Raw genomic sequence first — 18,687 nt, forward strand, 5'->3', positions numbered from 1 at the left:
AGACAGCTCGCTCCCACGCCGTTTAGAGCGCTGGGACTCAGTCCAGCAAGTCCAGTTGCAAATGCTCGGCCACGGCTTGGGCCGACGCCGATTTGAGTTTGGGCACACGCCCCAGACAAGGTGCCGGGAGACGCTCCGCCAGGGTGGCGAGGTTCTCTTCAAGGCGCGCGTTTTTCGACCCAATAATGTTGGCCACCCAACCGGCCAATTGCAGGCCGTCGCGGGCAATCGCCTCGGCTGTCAGCAAGGCATGGCTGATGCAGCCCAAACGCACGCCGACCACCAGAATCACCGGCAGGCCCAGCGCCTGGGCCAAGTCCGACAAGCTGTCCTGACCCGACAGCGGCACGCGCCAGCCACCGGCCCCTTCAATCAGGGTGAAATCTGCCTTCTGCGCCAGGATGTGGCGCATAGGCGTCAATAACGATTGCACGCTCACCCCCACACCGGCTTCACGCGCCGCAATGTGCGGAGCGATGGGCGGTTCGAAGGCAAACGGGTTGACCTCATCGTAGGTCAGCGCCACAGAACTCTCGGCCATCAGCGCCAGCGCGTCGGCATTGCGCAGGCCTTTGGATGTCATTTCACAGCCGGACGCCACGGGTTTGCCCGCCGCGGTGCTTAACCCGGCTTCGCGTGCGGCATATAACAAACCGGCGGCAATCGTGGTTTTGCCTACATCGGTGTCGGTTCCTGTAATGAAGTACGCAGGGCTCATCGCGTTTTCTCCAAAATGCCGTAGACCACCTGATACGTCGCCGGGAGGCCCTGTGGCTGACGAAATTGCTCGTAGGCGCTGACCAATCCTTGAAGCCGCGCCCTGCCAGTCAACCCTTCAGGGCGGCCAGGGTTTAGATTATGCGCGCCCAACGCTTTAAGTTCATGGGTCAGTTGGCGTACCTGCGCGTAGTGCAGCACATGTGGCTGACTCTGCAAGTCAAGCACGCGCAAATCACTCTCGGCGCACAGCTGCTGATAGCGCTCGAACTCACGAAAACGGTTCACGTGGACTTGCCCGTCAACCGTGCGCCAACTGTCGCGCAGTTCGCTCAAGGTGCCGACGCACAAACTGGCAAACGCCAGCACGCCGCCGGGTTTAAGCACACGATGGACTTCACTGAGCACACGGTCGAAATCAGCGCACCATTGCAACGCCAGACTTGAAAAAACCAAGTCACAGCTGTTGGGCTGCAACGGCAGGCTTTCGGCATCTGCGGCAATAAAATACGCGGCGCCGCCCAAGGGCCGGGCAAACGTCAACATGCCATGGGCGATGTCCAGCGCCAGCCCTTCACTGTGGGCAAACTGCTGGCTCAGCACCCGACTGAAATAACCGGTGCCGCTGCCCAGATCCAGCCACCGTTGCGGCGCCAAACCGGCGGGCAAGCGGGTCATCAACTCATGCCCCACTGCACGTTGCAGCTCGGCCACGCTGTCGTAACTGGACGCCGCCCGCGAAAACGAAACCGCTACCTGACGCTTGTCTGGCAGATGGCCTGCCAGGGTTGCCACACTTAAATCAGTCATCGCCCAGCTCGTGTAAAAAAGCCTGAATCGCGGCCGCCAATTCGTGGGGCGCTTCCAGTAGAAATGCATGACAGGCCTGTTCAATCAGACCCACTTCGACATCGGGCAACAGGGCCAGCAACGCATTGGCCGCTTCGGCTGGCACCACACCATCGGTGCCGGCAAACAGGTGCAATTGCGGCCCATTAAACGCTTGCAGCGCGGGGCGAACGTCCAGTTGCCCAAGCAACTCAAGACCCGCCAGCAAGGTGGACGGCTGCGCGCGCGGTGCCCCGTCCAGCAGCAACTTCGCCATCGGTCGCGGGTCAACCGCGCCTTGGCTGCACAACAGGCAAAAACGTTTGAAGGTACTGTCAGGCGCTTCGGCAAAACCGGTAATGAAGGCATCGAAGGTCGTGTTGGGCATGGCCGTGGGCCAATCGTCACGACTGACAAAACTCGGGTTGCTGGCCAGCGTGACCAGCCCGCAGCAACGCTCGCCGCGCCGTGCTGCCAGTTCACTGGCGAGCATGCCGCCGAGCGACCAGCCGCCCAGCCATGCGTTGTCTGGCAGGGTGCTGTCCAACTCGTCGAGCCAGTCATCCAGCCGGGCAGACTCCAGCACCGGCAGCGGTTCTATTTCGACCCGTAAATGCTCGTCCACCCCTCGTAGCGCAGCGGCCAAGGGTTCCAACGGAGAAATACCCAAGCCCCAGCCGGGCAGCAAAATCAGACGATCACGCATGGTCGGGCTCCAGCTTGCGCCAACAGTCATACAGGACGCTTAACAATAGCTGCACCTGTGCCTCTGTGTGGGCTGCCGACAAAGTCACGCGCAAACGCGCACTCCCGGCAGGCACGGTTGGCGGGCGAATCGCAGTCACCAACACGCCACGCTCGCGCAACATCGCAGACAGGCGCACCGCCCGGCCGCTGTCGCCAATCAGGATCGGCTGAATAGGCGTGAAGCTGTCCATCAACTGCAGGCCGATCTGCTCCGCGCCCTCGCGGAACTGACGAATCAAGGTGTTGAGGTGCTCGCGGCGCCACTGCTCGCGGCGCAACAGCTCAAGGCTCTTCAACGTGGCGCACGCCAACGCGGGAGGCTGGCTGGTGGTGTAAATGTAGGGCCGGGCGAACTGGATCAGGCTTTCTATCAACGCTTCGCTGCCCGCGACAAACGCGCCGCTGGTGCCAAAGGCTTTGCCCAGAGTGCCCACCAGCACCGGCACATCGTCCATGCTCAAACCAAAATGCTCGGCAATCCCGCCGCCATTGGCGCCCAAAGGGCCAAAGCCGTGGGCATCATCGACCATCAGCCACGCGCCTTTAGCTTTGGTTTCGCGGGCCAAGGCGGGTAAATCGGCCACATCGCCATCCATGCTGAACACGCCATCGGTGACCACCAGTGTATTGCCGCAGGCTTTCTCCAGGCGCTTGGCCAGGCTTGCCGCGTCGTTATGCAGATAGCGATTGAAGCGTGCGCCGCTGAGCAAACCGGCATCCAGCAAAGACGCGTGATTTAGACGGTCTTCGAGCACCGTATCGCCCTGCCCGACCAAGGCTGTGACAGCGCCCAGATTGGCCATGTAGCCATTGCTGAACAACAGCGCCCGCGGGCGTCTGGTGAATTCGGCCAGGGCTTCTTCCAGCGCGTGGTGCGGACCGCTGTGGCCGATGACTAAATGCGACGCCCCGCCGCCCACGCCCCAGCGCGATGCTCCGGTCTGCCAGGCTTCTATCACCTGCGGATGATTGGCCAAACCCAGGTAATCGTTATTGCAGAACGCCAACAAAGGCTGGCCATCCACCACTACCAGCGGCCCTTGCGGGCTTTCAAGCAGTGGGCGTTGGCGATACAGATTGTCGGCACGACGCGCGGCCAGACGGGCGCTTAAATCAAAAGACATTTTGCGCAAGACCTCTTGTAGCCGCTGTCGCAGGCGGCCCTGCTGTTGAACCAAAAGCGAAGGGCCTGCGGCAGCGGCTACAAACTGTGTGGTTAAACCGCAGCGTTGTAGAACTGTTCGCTGGATTTGTGTTCGATCAGCGCTTGCTCAATCGCCGCCTGATGTACCTCGTCGGCGTGCTCTTCACGGGCTTCAGGCAAGATGCCCAAGCGCGCAAACAGCTGCATGTCTTTGTCGGCCTGCGGGTTGGCCGTGGTCAGCAATTTGTCGCCGTAGAAAATCGAGTTGGCCCCGGCAAGGAATGCCAGCGCCTGCATTTGCTCGTTCATCGCCTCACGCCCGGCCGACAACCGCACATGGCATTTAGGCATCATTATCCGGGCCACTGCCAGCATGCGGATGAAATCAAACGGGTCGATGTCCTCAGCGTTTTCCAGCGGCGTGCCCGCCACTTTCACCAGCATGTTGATCGGCACCGACTCCGGGTGTTCGGGCAGGTTGGCCAGCTGGATCAACAGATTCGCGCGGTCGTCCAGCGACTCGCCCATGCCCAGAATCCCGCCGGAACAGATTTTCATCCCGGCATCACGCACGTAGCTCAGGGTTTGCAGGCGCTCGCTGTAGGTACGGGTGGTGATGATGCGGGTGTAAAAGTCCGGCGAGGTGTCGAGGTTGTGGTTGTAGTAATCCAGCCCGGCGTGCGCCAGCGCTGCCGTTTGCTCCTGATCAAGCTTGCCCAGCGTCATGCAGGTTTCCAGGCCCATGGCTTTTACGCCTTTGACCATCTCCAGCACATAGGGCATGTCTTTGGCAGACGGGTGCTTCCAGGCCGCGCCCATGCAAAAACGCGTCGAGCCGATGGCCTTGGCCCGTGCGGCTTCTTCGAGCACCGCCTGCACCTGCATCAACTTCTCTTTTTCCAGGCCCGTGTTGTAGTGGCCCGACTGCGGACAATATTTGCAATCTTCCGGGCACGCGCCGGTTTTGATCGAAAGCAGCGTCGAAACCTGAACCCGATTCGCGTCGAAATGCGCGCGGTGAACGGTCTGCGCCTGAAATAACAGGTCATTGAACGGCTGGACAAACAACGCCCTGACCTCGGCTAAAGTCCAATCATGTCGCAAGTTGGCAAGGGTGCTGGCGCTCATCGGCGTTTCTCTTGTTTATGCTTTGACTAGAACCTGAGGCAATCGCCCCAGGCACGGCACGGATGCTCGGCATGTTTAAGGATGTGACATGAGTTGTCAACCGCGCTTGAGAGCGCTGGTTGACAGCTGGTTATTTAATAACCAAACCTGTTTATTGTGTGATGAACGCACCCATACCCGCCTCGCGCTATGCACGGCGTGTGAACTTGAACTGCCCTGGTTAGGCGACAGTTGTCAGCGCTGCGCATTGCCCTTGCCAATGGAGGGGCTCACCTGTGGCTTTTGCCTCAAGCAACCTCCGGCCTTCGAGGCGGTACATGCGCCGTGGGTGTATGGCTTTCCAGTCGACAGTTTGATCATTGGTTTTAAACACAACAGCAAGTGGCCCTATGGCCGACTGTTAGCCGAACTTCTCGGCCAATCGCTGCGCAATCACTTCGATACAGGCAACGAGCCGCCCGACTTTTTACTGCCCGTGCCGCTGTCTGTTCAGCGCCTGCGCCAACGGGGCTACAACCAGTCGACCATGCTCGCAGACTGGCTCAGCGCACACTTGAAAATCCCTTGTCGAGAACACTGGCTGCTGCGCCCCCAAGACACCACCGCGCAACAGGCACTCAACGCCAAGACCCGCAAACGCAACTTGCTGCAAGCCTTCAGCCTTGCGCCGGGGATTGAGGTGCAAGGCTTGCACCTCGCGCTGGTGGACGATGTGCTCACCACAGGTGCCACTGCTCAGAGCCTGGCTCGCCTGCTACTCGAGGCAGGGGCGCGGCGGGTGGATGTGTACTGCCTGGCGCGAACGCCCAAGCCCGACGGGCCACCTTGACGGCACCTCGCTGAGCAGGCACTTTCCGAGGCTCTGCCCGCTTTGCGAAACACGCCGCCATGCCGCTACCCACTTTGCTGACGCAACACATCGCCCGCCGCCCACAGCGCATTGCCCTGTTGCAACACATCGCCGAGCAAGGCTCGATCACCCGTGCGGCCAAAAGCGCGGGCATCAGCTACAAATCCGCGTGGGACGCCATTGATGAGCTGAACAACCTGGCACAAACCCCGCTGGTTGAACGCAGTGTCGGCGGTAAAGGCGGCGGCGGTGCGCACTTGTCTGTTGCCGGCGAGCGGGTACTGCGGCTGTATCAGCGCTTGCAGGTGCTACAGAGCCAGGTACTGGACGCTGCCGAGGACAGCAGCGACCTCGATCTGCTAGGTCGGTTGATGCTCAGGACCAGCGCTCGCAACCAGTTGCACGGCAGCGTGATAGCCATCGAGCCCCATGGGCACAATGATCTGATTCAGTTGGCGTTGCCCGGTGGTCTGACGCTGAACGCACACATTACCCGCGACAGTACCCAGCGCCTGGAATTGAGCATCGGAGCCCCGGTGGTGGCGCTGATCAAAGCGCGATGGCTGCAACTGACTGCCCCGGACCAACCCGCGGTGCCTGAACACAATCAACTGCAGGGGCAAATCGAACAAATTCTCCACGCCGACGATGGCCCCAGCGAAGTGCGCATCAGCCTGCACAGCGGCCAAATCTTGTGCGCCCTGACCGAAACGCAACAACTCGAAACACTCCAGTTGAAGGTCGGCAGCCCGGTCAATGTGCAGTTCTCGCCGGCGCTGGTGTTGCTGGGTACACCGCTTTAAAGAAAGCCCAACGCCCTGTAGCCGCTGCCGCAGGCCGCGATGGTTTGCATCGCGACTCTGTTGTTGAAGGTCCAGCGGCCCTGATCGCAGCCTGCAGCAGAGGCGCCTGGGCGGGCTCGCCTAAAATCTGAAACATCGCTGTCATACCCGCTGCTTAAGGTTGCTGCAAAAACCTTCGAGAGCCTGCGCGATATGAACCTGTTAGAAGAACAACAACTCACCGACCTTGAGCAAATGATCGGCCTCAGTCGGCGGCGTTTTATCAGCGCCGGCGCTCTGTGCGGGGCGGCCATGTTTTTAGGGGGCAACCTGTTGAGTCGCAGCGCGCTGGCCAACGGTGTCAGCGCCGCCTCCAGCCCGTTGCTCGGCTTTGAAAGCATCAACGCCGCCAGCAGCGACACCCTCAGCCTGCCGCCCGGTTATCGCGCCTCGGTACTCATCAGTTGGGGCCAACCCTTGCACGTCAACGGCCCGGCCTTCGACCCGAGCGGCAATGGCAGCGCCGAAGCCCAGGAGGTGCAGTTCGGCGACAACAACGACGGCATGAGCCTGTTCGCGTTCCCCGATGACCCGAACCGCGCCCTGCTGGCGATCAACAACGAATACACCAACTATCGCTACCTTTACCCGCATGGCGGCCAGCCCACGTCGGCCGAAGAGGTGCGCAAGGCCCAGGCCAGCGAGGGCGTGTCGGTAATCGAAGTTCAACGCAAAGAGCATGGCTGGCAGTTTGTGCAGGGCTCGCCCTTCAACCGGCGCATCCACGGCAACAGCCCGATCCGCCTCAGCGGCCCCGCCGAAGGCCACGCCTTGCTGCGCACCCAAGCTGATATTAATGGCTCGCGTGTGCTGGGCACGTTTCAAAACTGCGCCAACGGCAAAACGCCATGGGGCACCTACCTGACCTGCGAAGAAAACTTCACCGACTGCTTTGGCAGCTCTGATCCCAAGCAAACCTTCGACCCCGCGCAAAAACGCTACGGCGCCGTCACCACCAGCAAAGACATCAACTGGCACCTGCACGATCCGCGCTTCGACCTGGCGCTCAACCCCAACGAATTCAACCGTCACGGCTGGGTGGTCGAAATTGACCCGTTCGACCCGCAGTCAGTGCCGGTCAAACGCACCGCGCTGGGCCGCTTCAAGCATGAAAACGCCGCACTGGCGCAAACCCGCGATGGGCGCGCCGTGGTGTACATGGGCGACGACGAGCGCGGTGAGTTCATCTACAAATTCATCAGCCGCGACAAGATCGATCATCAAAACCCCAAGGCCAATCGCGACCTGCTGGATCACGGCACGCTGTATGTGGCGCGCTTCGACGCAGGTGACAACAACCCCGATCACCCCAAGGGCCAGGGGCAGTGGATCGATCTCAGCCACGGGCAAAACGGCCTCGACGCAAGCAAGGGCTTTGCCAGCCAGGCGCAGGTGCTGATTCACGCCCGGCTGGCGGCCAGCGTGGTCAACGCCACGCGCATGGACCGTCCGGAATGGATCGTGGTCAGTCCTAAAGACGGCCAGGTGTATTGCACCCTCACCAACAATGCCAAGCGCGGCGAAGACGGGCAGCCTGTGGGCGGCCCCAACCCGCGCGAGAAAAACGTCTACGGGCAGATCCTGCGCTGGAAAACCCACAACGACGACCACGGCGCGAACAGCTTCGACTGGGACCTGTTCGTGGTCGCAGGCAACCCGGTGGTCCACGCCAAACAGCCCAAGGGCGGTTCGCCCAACATCACCCCGCAAAACATGTTCAACAGCCCGGACGGCTTGGGCTTTGACGACGCCGGGCGGCTGTGGATCCTGACCGACGGCGATGACAGCAACAGCGGCGACTTCGCTGGCATGGGCAACAACCAAATGCTCTGCGCCGACCCCGACAGCGGCGAAATTCGCCGATTCATGGTCGGCCCGATCGGCTGCGAAGTGACCGGCATCAGCTTTTCACCCGACCAGAAAACCCTGTTTGTCGGCATCCAGCATCCTGGTGAAAACGGCGGCTCGACCTTCCCCGAGCACACTCCCAACGGCAAACCCCGCTCATCCGTCATGGCCATCAGCCGCGAAGACGGCGGCATCGTCGGCAGCTAACCACTGTGGGAGCTGACGAGGCACGAAGGCTGCGATCTTTTCAACAGATCAAAAGATCGCAGCCTGCGCCAGCGCCCACAGGTTTTGTGCCAGGTTGTAAGCGGTCTACGCTAAGATGCATGGCCGGACGCGGCAGCCTGCTGCGCGCAGGAGTCAGCATGTCTCATCCGTTTGCAACACTTACCCCTGATCTGGTGCTCGACGCCGTCGAAAGCATTGGTTTCCTCAGCGATGCCCGCGTGCTCGCGCTCAACAGTTACGAAAACCGCGTGTACCAGGTCGGCATCGAAGACTCGGAACCGCTGATCGCCAAGTTCTATCGCCCGCAGCGCTGGACCAACGAAGCCATTCTCGAAGAACACCGCTTCACCTTCGAACTGGCCGAGTGCGAAGTGCCGGTGGTCGCCCCAATGATTCACAACGGCCAAAGCCTGTTCGAACACGAGGGCTTTCGCTTCACCCTGTTTCCACGCCGTGGCGGCCGTGCGCCCGAGCCGGGCAACCTCGACCAGCTGTATCGACTGGGCCAACTGCTGGGCCGCCTGCATGCCGTTGGGGCCACCAAGCCGTTTGAGCACCGCGAAGCCCTGGGCGTGAAGAACTTCGGCCATGACTCGCTGACCACGTTGCTCGAAGGCAACTTCATTCCGCGCAGCCTGTTGCCTGCCTACGAGTCTGTGGCCCGTGATCTGCTCAAGCGGGTCGAGGATGTGTACGCCGCCACCCCGCACACCAACATCCGCATGCACGGCGACTGCCACCCCGGCAACATGATGTGCCGCGACGACGTGTTCCATATCGTCGACCTCGACGACTGCCGCATGGGTCCAGCCGTGCAAGACCTGTGGATGATGCTGGCCGGTGATCGCCAGGAATGCCTGGGCCAACTGTCCGAATTGATGGACGGCTACAGCGAGTTCCACGATTTCAACCCGCGTGAACTGGCCTTGATCGAACCGCTGCGCGCCTTGCGCCTCATGCACTACAGCGCGTGGCTGGCCCGCCGCTGGGACGACCCGGCCTTCCCGCACAGCTTTCCGTGGTTTGGCAGCGAGCGCTATTGGGGCGACCAGGTGTTGGCGTTACGCGAACAACTGTCGGCACTGAATGAAGAACCGCTGAAGTTGTTTTAAGATCATGCCCCCCGGCAGGAGCCCGCGCGCTCCTGCCGCACCCGTCAGTTGCCTAAGCAAGGATTCTGCATGCAAGCCGCAAACCCGCGTCGCGGGTACATTTTAGGCCTCAGCGCCTATGTCATCTGGGGGCTCTTCCCGCTCTACTTCAAGCTACTAGAGAGCGTACCCGCCGCCGAAATCATCGTCAGCCGAGTGCTCTGGTCAGCGTTGTTCGGCTCACTTCTACTGCTGGTCTGGAAACACCCCGGCTGGTGGCAAGAACTGCGCGACAACCCCAGGCGCATCGCTGTACTCGCCGGCAGCGGTCTGCTGATCGCGATTAACTGGCTGACGTACGTGTGGGCGGTCAACAACGACCGTATGCTCGAAGCCAGCCTGGGTTATTACATCAACCCGCTGGTAAACGTGCTGCTCGGCATGTTGCTGCTGGGCGAGCGTTTGCGTCGCTTGCAATGGATTGCCGTAGGTCTGGCCGTCGTGGGTGTTGCGCAACAAGTGTGGCAAGTCGGTAGCCTGCCGTGGGTGTCGCTGGTACTGGCGCTGACCTTTGGCTTTTACGGACTGATTCGCAAACAGGCGCCGGTCAAGGCGCTGCCGGGGCTGGTGGTCGAAACCTGGATTCTGGTGCCCATCGCTATCGTCTGGCTGCTGATACACCCCGAGGCCAACAGTGCCCACGCCGAATTCTGGACGACATCCCAGGCATGGCTGTTGGTGGCGGCAGGCCCGGCAACGTTGATTCCACTCGTCTGCTTCAACGCCGCCGCCCGGCATTTGCCCTACACCACACTCGGCTTTATGCAGTACCTGGCGCCGACGCTGGTGTTAACCCTGGCGGTGTATGTGTTTGGCGAGCACTTGTCCGAAAGCACCTTGCTCGCCTTCATATTTATCTGGGCGGGTCTGGTGGTGTATAGCCTCGACGCGTGGCTGAGCATGCGCCGAAACGCCTGATCAAAAAACGCACAGGCTTACTCGTCTGTGCGTAATTTAAGCTCAACCAGCATTTCATCGGCCAACGCCTCCAAACGTTCCTGCAATACGTGCAGCGACAACGTCAGCGGCACCGCCAGAATCGCTTCGGCATGAAACAGCGGCTCGTTGCTCATGGGCGCGGGCCGCACATCGGTCACCAGCCGCTCAAGGTTAACGCCCTGCTCCGTCAATACCCGGGTGATGTCGCGCACGATGCCGGGGCGGTCATTGCCCACCAGCTCCATGGCAATGGGCTTCCAGGTGCAGGACTGCTCAATGCCGCTTTCGGCGATCAAAATCCGAATCCCTTCTGGCGCCAAACCGTGCAGCGCCTCGACCAGCCCGTCATGGGCCTCGGCGGGCACCCCCACGCGCAAGATCCCGGCAAATTGCCCGGCCATGCGCGACATCCGGCTTTCCAGCCAATTGCCGCCATGCTCGGCGATGCATTGGGCAATGCGCTCGACCTGCCCGGCCTTGTCCGGGGCAAACACCGTAATCACGAGATGGTTCATGACAGGTTCTCTTCTCTTATTAGATTAGGGGGGGTCGGGTGAGTATAGGCAGCGTCTGCGTGAGAGCTGGTGCAGACTGCGATCTTTTGATCTGGAAAGATCGCAGTCTTCGTCCCTCGACAGCGCCCACGGGGATCAACCACGAACAAATTGTGTACTGTTTTTAGAATTATCTGGAACAACCTGTGTGTTTCTTGAGAACATCCCGTACTTCTACGTGACCGATAGCTTAAAAACAGTCGCACAAAGACGTAGCTAGTCTGATTTTCACATCGGCAAATGATCATGTAGTATGCCTCGGCGACCACTACATAATTAGCAACAAGGTCGGTCAAGGCGTCTGCTTTACCCCCGTACAAACCCGCTCAGGCGGTGTTTTGAGAAGCGCTCCAGGCTTTAAATAAAAATGAGTGAGGCAAGCAATGACTGAACACGTTCACGTCGGTGGCCTGCAGGTCGCCAAAGTCCTGTTCGACTTCGTCAACAACGAAGCCATACCCGGTACCGGCCTCAACGCCGACCAGTTCTGGGCCGGTGCCGACAAGGTCATCCATGACCTGGCACCCAAGAACAAAGCACTGCTCGCCAAACGCGATGATTTGCAGGCGCGGATCGACGCCTGGCACCAGGCTCAGGCTGGCAAGGCCCATGACGCCGTGGCTTACAAAGCCTTTCTACAAGACATTGGGTATCTGCTGCCAGAAGCGGCTGATTTCCAGGCAACGACGCAAAACGTCGATGACGAAATCGCTCGCATGGCTGGCCCCCAGTTGGTGGTGCCGGTCATGAATGCGCGCTTTGCCCTCAATGCGTCGAACGCCCGCTGGGGCTCGCTCTACGACGCGCTGTACGGCACCGATGCCATCAGCGAAGCCGAGGGCGCCGAAAAGGGTCAAGGCTACAACAAGGTCCGAGGCGACAAAGTCATCGCCTTCGCCCGCGCCTTCCTTGACGAAGCCGCACCGCTGGCCAGCGGCTCGCACGTTGCCTGCACCGCCTACACGATTGTCGACGGTGCCTTGCAGGTCACGCTCAAGGGCGGCGCCCTCACCGGCCTGCGCGACACTGCGCAACTGATCGGCTACCACGGCTCGGCCTCGGCGCCGACCGCTGTGTTGCTCAAACACAATGGCCTGCACTTCGAGATCCAGATCGACGCCACAAGCCCTGTCGGCCAAACCGATACGGCAGGTGTCAAAGACGTGCTGATGGAAGCCGCGCTGACCACCATCATGGACTGCGAAGACTCGGTCGCCGCCGTCGATGCCGACGACAAAGTGGTGATCTACCGCAACTGGCTCGGCCTGATGAAGGGCGACCTGAGCGAACAAGTCTCCAAAGGCGGCACCACCTTCACCCGCACCATGAACCCGGACCGCGAGTACACAGCGCCCAATGGCGGCACGGTCAGCCTGCATGGCCGTTCACTGCTGTTCGTGCGTAACGTGGGTCACCTGATGACCATCGACGCAATCCTCGACAAAGACGGCAACGAAGTGCCTGAAGGCATCCTCGATGGCTTGTTGACCAGCCTGGCAGCGATCCACAGCCTTAACGGCCAAGCCACGCGCAAAAACAGCCGCACCGGTTCGGTCTACATCGTTAAGCCGAAGATGCACGGCCCGGAAGAAGCCGCGTTCACCAACGAGCTGTTCGGGCGCATCGAAGACGTGCTCGAGCTGCCACGCAATACGCTCAAAGTCGGGATCATGGACGAAGAGCGTCGCACCACCGTCAACCTCAAGGCGTGCATCAAGGCCGCCAGCGAGCGCGTGGTGTTCATCAACACCGGCTTCCTGGACCGTACTGGCGACGAGATCCACACCTCGATGGAAGCCGGGCCGATGGTGCGCAAGGCCGACATGAAAGCCGAGAAGTGGATTTCGGCCTACGAAAACAACAACGTCGATGTCGGCTTGAGCACGGGCCTGCAAGGCCGCGCGCAAATCGGCAAAGGCATGTGGGCCATGCCTGATCTGATGGCGGCGATGCTGGAGCAGAAAATCGCTCACCCGCTGGCCGGTGCCAACACCGCCTGGGTGCCTTCGCCGACAGCCGCGGCTTTGCACGCGCTGCACTACCACAAGGTTGACGTGTTCGCGCGTCAGGCCGAACTGGCCAAGCGCGCGCACGCCTCGGTCGATGACATCCTGACCATCCCGCTGGCCGTGAACCCGCAGTGGACGCCTGAGCAAATCCAGAACGAACTGGACAACAACTCGCAAGGCATTCTGGGTTACGTGGTGCGCTGGATCGACCAGGGTGTGGGTTGCTCGAAAGTGCCGGACATCAACGACATCGGCCTGATGGAAGACCGTGCGACGCTGCGTATTTCGAGCCAGCACATCGCCAACTGGCTGCGTCATGGCATTGTCAACGAGACTCAGGTACTTGAGAGCCTCAAGCGCATGGCACCGGTGGTTGATCGCCAAAACGCCAACGACGCGCTGTACCGTCCATTGGCACCAAACTTCGACAGCAACATCGCCTTCCAGGCGGCGGTCGAACTGGTGATCGAAGGCACTAAACAGCCAAACGGCTACACCGAGCCGGTGCTGCACCGTCGTCGTCGTGAGTTCAAGGCTAAAAACGGCTTGTAATTCCAGTCGCGCCACACCCGCTGTAGGAGCGAGCTTGCTCGCGATCTTTTGATGTTTAAAAGATCGCGAAGCGAGCGCCTACAGGTTTAGTTCCCGCTTAATCAGCTTCAGCAGCTTGTGCGTATCGATGGGCTTGAGCAGAAAGTCCACCACGTTCAGGTGCATCGCCTCGATGGCGTCACGCACCCCTGCGTCGCCCGACATGATGATGATCGGCAACAGCGCGCGATCCGATTCGCGCACCTTGCGGATCAGGTGCAAGCCATCGTGGGGCTCCATGCGCAAGTCAGTCAGCAGCAGGCCAATCGGCCGCTCAGAATCGAGCAACATCAACGCCTGCTTTTCATTGCTCGCCGTCAGGCACTCGATCTCATGCAACGAGAGAAGCTCCGCCAGCAATTCACGCGCAGACTGATCATCGTCCACGATCAATACCCACTGCTCGGCCTGCGCGGGTGCTTGCATCACCTCGCTCAAGGCCTCACGTTCGGCAGCGCTCAAAATATCGTGATCAGTCATAGCCTTCTCGAAAGCTGCCACGGGCGAAATAACCCAGCGGTCCTATCAGTTATCTTTTTATGTACTCAATGTGCACTCAGACAAGACAGTTTCCAAGCACACGCCACATGAAATAAACAAAAAGCACGCACCTCGTCGAAAATCGGGGGCTCCAGGCGGTGTCCCTAGACTTACGTCCAATGGGCACCTGCGTGCAGACAACCGAGCATGAGGGTCAGCAGGGGCCCCGTCCCGTCATAACAACAACGGCCAACAATGCGGTAACGGTAATGAGTAAATCGGATGCGTTTCTCCAGGCAGGGAAAACTGCTGTATTGCAGAACATTCACGGCACCATGCAGTTCTTGCAGCGATTCCCGCCCTTTAACCAAATGGAAAACGCTCACCTGGCGTTTCTAGTGGAGCAGTGCCAACTGCGCTTCTATGGCCCCGGTGACAGCATCATTCGGCCTGCCGATGGACCGGTCGAACACTTCTATATCGTTAAGCAGGGCCGTGTAGTGGGCGAGCGCACGCACGAGGGGCGCGACGTGGCCGAAACCACGTTTGAAATCACAGCGGGCGAGTGCTTCCCGCTGGCCGCCTTGCTCGGTGAACGCGCCACTCGCACCGAGCATCGGGCCGCAGAAGACACGTTCTGCCTGCAACTGAACAAAGCCGCGTTTATCAAACTGTTCGCCCTGTCCGACGAGTTCCGCGACTTCGCCCTGCGCGGGGTCAGCAGCCTGCTCGACAAGGTCAATCAGCAAGTGCGGCAAAAAGCCGTTGAGACCCTGGGCACGCAATACTCGCTCAACACCCGCCTGGGTGAACTGGCCATGCGCCACCCGGTCACGTGCAGCCCGCACACAGCCCTGCGCGAGGCCGTGCGCCTGATGCACGAGCAACAAGTGGGCAGCATCGTGATCGTTGACGAACACAAGGCGCCGCTGGGGATTTTCACCCTGCGCGACCTGCGCCATGTGGTGGCCGAGGGTATTCATGACTTTGAGCAAGCCATTGAGACGCACATGACGCCGGGGCCGTTTTATCTGTCCCCTGATCACAGCGCCTTTGATGCCGCCATTGCCATGACTGAACGGCACATCGCCCACGTGTGCCTGGTCAAAGAACAGCGTCTTTGCGGCGTAGTGTCCGAGCGTGACCTGTTTTCCCTGCAACGGGTCGACCTCGTTCACCTGGCCCGCACCATTCGCCACGCCCCGCGCCTGGACACCCTGATCAACCTGCGCGGCGAAATCGGCCAACTGGTGGAACGCATGCTCGCCCACGGCGCATCGTCGACCCAGATCACGCACATCATCACCCTGCTCAACGACCACACCGTGTGCCGCGTGATCGAGTTGGTGCTGGCCGAAAGAGGCGACCCCGGCGTGCCTTTCAGTTGGCTGTGTTTCGGCAGCGAAGGACGACGCGAGCAAACCTTGCACACTGATCAAGACAACGGGATCTTGTTCGAAGCCGAAGACGCCACGCAGGCCGCTGAGATTCGTCAGCGCCTGCTGCCCATTGCGCAGCAAATCAACACCCACCTCGCAGCGTGCGGCTTCACCTTGTGCAAAGGCAACATCATGGCCGGCAACCCCGACCTGTGCCTGTCACGCGCCGAATGGGCCCGACGCTTTGCGGGGTTTATCCGCGAGGCCACTCCCGAAAACCTGCTGGGTTCCAGCATCTATTTCGACCTGCGGGTGGTCTGGGGCGATGAGCAGGGTTGCCAGCAACTGCGCCGCGGGGTCCTTCAGCAAGTGGCCGACAACCGTTTGTTCCAGCGCATGATGGCCGGCAACGCCCTGCGCCATCGCCCGCCCGTGGGGCGCTTTCGCGAGTTTGTGCTGGAGCGCAAAGGCGGCGACAAAGCCACCCTCGACCTCAAGGTACAAGGCCTCACCCCATTCGTTGATGGTGCACGCCTGCTGGCATTGGCCCATGGTGTTGAAGCCATCAACACCCTTGAGCGCTTGCGCCAGCTCATCACCCTGGGCGTGATTGAGCCGCTGGACGGCTCGGCCTACGAAGAGGCGTATCACTTCATTCAGCAGACCCGCATGCAACAGCACCAATTGCAGACCCGGCAAAACCGCCCGTATTCCAACCGTGTCGACCCCGATAACTTGAACCAGTTGGACCGCCGCATCCTGCGTGAAGCGCTGCGCCAGGCCCAACGCCTGCAAAGCAGCCTGGCCCTGCGGTATCAGCTATGAGCCTGTTTTCCTGGCTGCTGGCGCGTAAAAAACCCAGCTTGAACTCCACTCAGCAGCAACGTTTAGCGCAGTTAACCGAATCAGCAGGGTTGAGCGAACACCCCCTGCGCGCCCAACGCTGGGTGGTGGTCGACCTGGAAACCAGCGGTCTGAACCTTAATCGTGACCAAGTGCTGTCGATTGGGGCGATGGTCATCGAAGACGGCGCCATTAATCTGGGCCAGGCGTTCGAGCGCACCTTGTTACGCACCGACAATCCACTGAGCCCCAGCGTATTGCTGCACGGCCTGGGGCCGAGTGCGATTGCCGCCGGCAGTGACCCGGTGGATGCCCTGCTCGACTTTATGGAGTTTGTCGCCGACAGTCCGTTGCTCGCGTTCCACGCCCCGTTTGACCAACACATGCTCAGCCGCGCACTCAAAGACAGCCTGGGTTATCGCTTACAGCATCCCTTTATGGACGTGGCGGCGTTAGCGCCGATGTTGTGCCCGCAGGTCAATGTGCGAGAGGCCGGACTGGATGACTGGATCCAGCACTTCAACCTGCACGTCGAAGACCGCCACAACGCCAGCGCCGATGCGCTGGCCACCGCGGAACTGGCGCTGATCCTGTTCAACCGCGCCCATGCACAAGGCATCGACACCCCCCAAGCCCTGCAACAGCGGCTTAACCAATGGCAACGGCGCAAGCAAGTGCACAGTTTCTAACTCACATCACCCTGCTTCAAATGTGCAAAACCGTGTAGTCGCTGCCGAAGAATCAGGCTGCGATGGGCTGGGCGGGGGTCCTGCGGCCCACATCGCAGCCTCGTACCTCGTCAGCGACTACACGTCCCGAACCGCTTGCCATCCGATGAGCGTCAATTGCGCAGGGCCATTCGCTCTGACACAATCGCGAATAATTATCGTTAGTTAAAACTTGCCTTCGGTGCTGCTCTTGTCGTCAGTCCAAACCCCTAACAGTGAACTGGTTGGATCGCTTTACCGCGACCATCGCGGTTGGCTGCTGGCGTGGTTACGGCGCAACGTGGCCTGCCCGCAACGGGCCGAAGACTTGAGTCAAGACACCTTCGTGCGCCTGCTGGGCCGCCCTGAACTGAGCACCCCGCGCGAACCCCGCGCCTTTCTCGCGGCCATCGCCAAAGGCCTGTTGTTTGACTACTTTCGCCGCGCCGCGCTAGAGCAGGCGTACCTCAACGAATTGATGCTGATCCCCGAAGCCGAACACCCCTCGCCCGAAGAACAGCACCTGATTCTCGAAGACCTGAAAGCCATTGACGGTCTGCTGGGCAAACTGTCGAGCAAATCGCGCGCAGCCTTCCTGTATAGCCGCCTCGATGGCCTGTCCCACGCCGAAATCGCCGAACGCCTGGGCGTGTCCGTGCCCCGTGTGCGTCAGTACCTGGCTCAAGGCATTCGCCAGTGCTACATCGCGCTGTATGGCGAGCCGACATGAGCGCGATCAGCTCCAAACCGGTGTCCGCCCGTGTACTCGACGCCGCCATCGCCTGGCAACTGTGCCTGGACTGCGGCAATGGCAGCCTGGACGAACAAGCCGAATTCACTCGGTGGTACGAGGCTAACGAAGAGCACGCACGCGCCTGGCAACAGCTGGGCATGCTTGACCACCGCTTCAGTACCGCCAGCCTCCCGGCCCGCAATGCCCTGCTGAACGCCCGCAACGGCTTGCACCAACGGGTACGCAAGCTCGGCAGCGGATTAGCAAGCATCGTGCTGGTCTGCGGACTGACCTTGTTTGCGGGCATAAATTATTTGCCGATTGATTACTGGTTGGCCGAGCAACGCACCGCCACCGGCGAGCAGCGCGAGCTGCGGCTGGCCGATGGCACCGTGATCAACCTCAACACCCACAGTGCCGTGGACGTTGCGTTTGACGCCAGCACCCGGCGGATCATCCTGCAAGAAGGCGAGATCATGGTGCAGACCGGCCATGGCGACCCTCGGCCGTTTATCGTGCAAACCCGTGATGGCAGCCTGCGCGCCTTGGGCACGCGCTTCATGGTCAAGCGCGAAGACGACGGCACCCGCCTCAGCGTGCTGCAATCACGCGTTGCGGTGCGCCCTGAAGCCAGCGCCGACGAAACCCTCTTCAGCGAGGGCCAGCAAGTGCTCATGCACCGCGACCGCCTGGGGCAACGGGTCGCCGTGAACGCCGGGGCCGATGCCTGGACCCGTGGCATGCTGGTACTCGACAACGTGCGGCTGGCCGACATGGTGCGCGAACTGAATCGCTACCAGCGCGGCCATCTGGGCGTCGACCCACACGTGGCCGACCTGCGCATCACGGGCAGCTTCGCGCTGAACAACGTGCAGTTGGCACTTGACGCCCTGCAACCGACCCTCCCGGTGAAAATTGAGCAAATCACCCCGTGGTGGATCACCGTCAGCGCCAAGCCGTAAAAGCCAA

The 18,687-nt window shown here is 60.8% G+C and carries 17 protein-coding genes; 10 read left to right on the forward strand and 7 right to left on the reverse strand.

Going from position 1 to position 18,687, the window contains the following annotated elements:
* Positions 1 to 37: 37 nt before the first annotated feature.
* The 5 genes from bioD to bioB all read right to left on the reverse strand — a co-directional run bounded on the left by bioD (position 38) and on the right by bioB (position 4,564).
* Positions 38 to 718 (reverse strand): dethiobiotin synthase, encoded by a 681-nt coding sequence (bioD, locus tag ACIQYF_RS02775; RefSeq protein ID WP_402856546.1) that lies wholly within the window; start codon positions 716 to 718, stop codon positions 38 to 40.
* Positions 715 to 1,527 (reverse strand): malonyl-ACP O-methyltransferase BioC, encoded by an 813-nt coding sequence (gene bioC, locus ACIQYF_RS02780; protein WP_402856549.1) that lies wholly within the window; start codon positions 1,525 to 1,527, stop codon positions 715 to 717. Before bioC ends, bioD begins: the two co-directional genes overlap by 4 nt.
* Entirely contained in the window at positions 1,520 to 2,251 is a 732-nt protein-coding gene (locus ACIQYF_RS02785; RefSeq protein ID WP_402856552.1) for an alpha/beta fold hydrolase, read from the reverse strand. The genes bioC and ACIQYF_RS02785 overlap by 8 nt, the downstream gene beginning before the upstream one ends.
* The gene (gene bioF, locus ACIQYF_RS02790; RefSeq protein ID WP_402856555.1) at positions 2,244 to 3,416 is read right to left on the reverse strand and encodes an 8-amino-7-oxononanoate synthase; all 1,173 of its coding nucleotides are present in this window, start codon (positions 3,414 to 3,416) and stop codon (positions 2,244 to 2,246) included. Before bioF ends, ACIQYF_RS02785 begins: the two co-directional genes overlap by 8 nt.
* A 92-nt stretch (positions 3,417 to 3,508) precedes the next feature.
* On the reverse strand, positions 3,509 to 4,564 hold the full coding sequence (gene bioB / locus ACIQYF_RS02795; protein ID WP_402856557.1) for a biotin synthase BioB: 1,056 nt from the start codon (positions 4,562 to 4,564) through the stop codon (positions 3,509 to 3,511).
* Between the two features lie 88 nt (positions 4,565 to 4,652).
* Between bioB and ACIQYF_RS02800 the strand changes: the two genes are divergently transcribed.
* The 5 genes from ACIQYF_RS02800 (at position 4,653) to rarD (ending at position 10,401) form a co-directional block, all read left to right on the forward strand.
* Positions 4,653 to 5,393: a ComF family protein gene (locus tag ACIQYF_RS02800; protein ID WP_402856560.1), complete on the forward strand. Its 741-nt coding sequence runs from the start codon at positions 4,653 to 4,655 to the stop codon at positions 5,391 to 5,393.
* Between the two features lie 59 nt (positions 5,394 to 5,452).
* Positions 5,453 to 6,217 (forward strand): TOBE domain-containing protein, encoded by a 765-nt coding sequence (locus ACIQYF_RS02805; RefSeq protein ID WP_402856563.1) that lies wholly within the window; start codon positions 5,453 to 5,455, stop codon positions 6,215 to 6,217.
* 192 nt (positions 6,218 to 6,409) lie between these two features.
* Positions 6,410 to 8,311 (forward strand): PhoX family protein, encoded by a 1,902-nt coding sequence (locus ACIQYF_RS02810; protein ID WP_402856564.1) that lies wholly within the window; start codon positions 6,410 to 6,412, stop codon positions 8,309 to 8,311.
* 158 nt (positions 8,312 to 8,469) lie between these two features.
* Positions 8,470 to 9,444, forward strand: coding sequence for a serine/threonine protein kinase (locus ACIQYF_RS02815; RefSeq protein ID WP_402856566.1), 975 nt, complete (start codon positions 8,470 to 8,472; stop codon positions 9,442 to 9,444).
* A gap of 69 nt (positions 9,445 to 9,513) precedes the next feature.
* Positions 9,514 to 10,401 (forward strand): EamA family transporter RarD, encoded by an 888-nt coding sequence (gene rarD / locus ACIQYF_RS02820; RefSeq protein WP_402856569.1) that lies wholly within the window; start codon positions 9,514 to 9,516, stop codon positions 10,399 to 10,401.
* A 17-nt stretch (positions 10,402 to 10,418) separates the two neighbouring features.
* Here the strand turns inward: rarD and ACIQYF_RS02825 are convergent, their stop codons facing one another.
* On the reverse strand, positions 10,419 to 10,937 hold the full coding sequence (locus ACIQYF_RS02825) for a glycine cleavage system protein R (protein WP_402856571.1): 519 nt from the start codon (positions 10,935 to 10,937) through the stop codon (positions 10,419 to 10,421).
* Positions 10,938 to 11,359: 422 nt separating this feature from the next.
* Between ACIQYF_RS02825 and ACIQYF_RS02830 the strand changes: the two genes are divergently transcribed.
* Positions 11,360 to 13,537: a malate synthase G gene (locus ACIQYF_RS02830; RefSeq protein ID WP_402856574.1), complete on the forward strand. Its 2,178-nt coding sequence runs from the start codon at positions 11,360 to 11,362 to the stop codon at positions 13,535 to 13,537.
* Between the two features lie 78 nt (positions 13,538 to 13,615).
* Here the strand turns inward: ACIQYF_RS02830 and ACIQYF_RS02835 are convergent, their stop codons facing one another.
* Entirely contained in the window at positions 13,616 to 14,056 is a 441-nt protein-coding gene (locus tag ACIQYF_RS02835) for a response regulator (RefSeq protein WP_402856577.1), read from the reverse strand.
* Between the two features lie 269 nt (positions 14,057 to 14,325).
* Here ACIQYF_RS02835 and ACIQYF_RS02840 point away from each other — a divergent pair, with 269 nt between their 5' ends.
* The 4 genes from ACIQYF_RS02840 to ACIQYF_RS02855 all read left to right on the forward strand — a co-directional run bounded on the left by ACIQYF_RS02840 (position 14,326) and on the right by ACIQYF_RS02855 (position 18,680).
* Complete coding sequence (locus ACIQYF_RS02840) at positions 14,326 to 16,260, forward strand: putative nucleotidyltransferase substrate binding domain-containing protein (protein ID WP_402856579.1); 1,935 nt, start codon at positions 14,326 to 14,328, stop codon at positions 16,258 to 16,260.
* Positions 16,257 to 16,967, forward strand: a complete 711-nt coding sequence (locus tag ACIQYF_RS02845; RefSeq protein ID WP_402856582.1) for a PolC-type DNA polymerase III — start codon at positions 16,257 to 16,259, stop codon at positions 16,965 to 16,967. The genes ACIQYF_RS02840 and ACIQYF_RS02845 overlap by 4 nt, the downstream gene beginning before the upstream one ends.
* 229 nt (positions 16,968 to 17,196) lie before the next feature.
* The gene (locus ACIQYF_RS02850) at positions 17,197 to 17,715 is read left to right on the forward strand and encodes an RNA polymerase sigma factor (RefSeq protein WP_402856585.1); all 519 of its coding nucleotides are present in this window, start codon (positions 17,197 to 17,199) and stop codon (positions 17,713 to 17,715) included.
* Complete coding sequence (locus ACIQYF_RS02855; RefSeq protein WP_402856587.1) at positions 17,712 to 18,680, forward strand: FecR family protein; 969 nt, start codon at positions 17,712 to 17,714, stop codon at positions 18,678 to 18,680. Before ACIQYF_RS02850 ends, ACIQYF_RS02855 begins: the two co-directional genes overlap by 4 nt.
* Positions 18,681 to 18,687 lie beyond the last annotated feature (7 nt).

Origin of the sequence: Pseudomonas sp. NPDC096917, from assembly GCF_044762555.1 — a bacterium.
In the GTDB taxonomy this organism is placed as follows: domain Bacteria; phylum Pseudomonadota; class Gammaproteobacteria; order Pseudomonadales; family Pseudomonadaceae; genus Aquipseudomonas.

Coding starts and splice junctions, on each gene's coding strand:
- bioD (WP_402856546.1), bottom strand. CDS start 718: ATGAGCCCTGCGTACTTCATTACAGGAACCGACACCGATGTAGGCAAA.
- bioC (WP_402856549.1), bottom strand. CDS start 1,527: ATGACTGATTTAAGTGTGGCAACCCTGGCAGGCCATCTGCCAGACAAG.
- ACIQYF_RS02785 (WP_402856552.1), bottom strand. CDS start 2,251: ATGCGTGATCGTCTGATTTTGCTGCCCGGCTGGGGCTTGGGTATTTCT.
- bioF (WP_402856555.1), bottom strand. CDS start 3,416: ATGTCTTTTGATTTAAGCGCCCGTCTGGCCGCGCGTCGTGCCGACAAT.
- bioB (WP_402856557.1), bottom strand. CDS start 4,564: ATGAGCGCCAGCACCCTTGCCAACTTGCGACATGATTGGACTTTAGCC.
- ACIQYF_RS02800 (WP_402856560.1), top strand. CDS start 4,653: ATGAGTTGTCAACCGCGCTTGAGAGCGCTGGTTGACAGCTGGTTATTT.
- ACIQYF_RS02805 (WP_402856563.1), top strand. CDS start 5,453: ATGCCGCTACCCACTTTGCTGACGCAACACATCGCCCGCCGCCCACAG.
- ACIQYF_RS02810 (WP_402856564.1), top strand. CDS start 6,410: ATGAACCTGTTAGAAGAACAACAACTCACCGACCTTGAGCAAATGATC.
- ACIQYF_RS02815 (WP_402856566.1), top strand. CDS start 8,470: ATGTCTCATCCGTTTGCAACACTTACCCCTGATCTGGTGCTCGACGCC.
- rarD (WP_402856569.1), top strand. CDS start 9,514: ATGCAAGCCGCAAACCCGCGTCGCGGGTACATTTTAGGCCTCAGCGCC.
- ACIQYF_RS02825 (WP_402856571.1), bottom strand. CDS start 10,937: ATGAACCATCTCGTGATTACGGTGTTTGCCCCGGACAAGGCCGGGCAG.
- ACIQYF_RS02830 (WP_402856574.1), top strand. CDS start 11,360: ATGACTGAACACGTTCACGTCGGTGGCCTGCAGGTCGCCAAAGTCCTG.
- ACIQYF_RS02835 (WP_402856577.1), bottom strand. CDS start 14,056: ATGACTGATCACGATATTTTGAGCGCTGCCGAACGTGAGGCCTTGAGC.
- ACIQYF_RS02840 (WP_402856579.1), top strand. CDS start 14,326: ATGAGTAAATCGGATGCGTTTCTCCAGGCAGGGAAAACTGCTGTATTG.
- ACIQYF_RS02845 (WP_402856582.1), top strand. CDS start 16,257: ATGAGCCTGTTTTCCTGGCTGCTGGCGCGTAAAAAACCCAGCTTGAAC.
- ACIQYF_RS02855 (WP_402856587.1), top strand. CDS start 17,712: ATGAGCGCGATCAGCTCCAAACCGGTGTCCGCCCGTGTACTCGACGCC.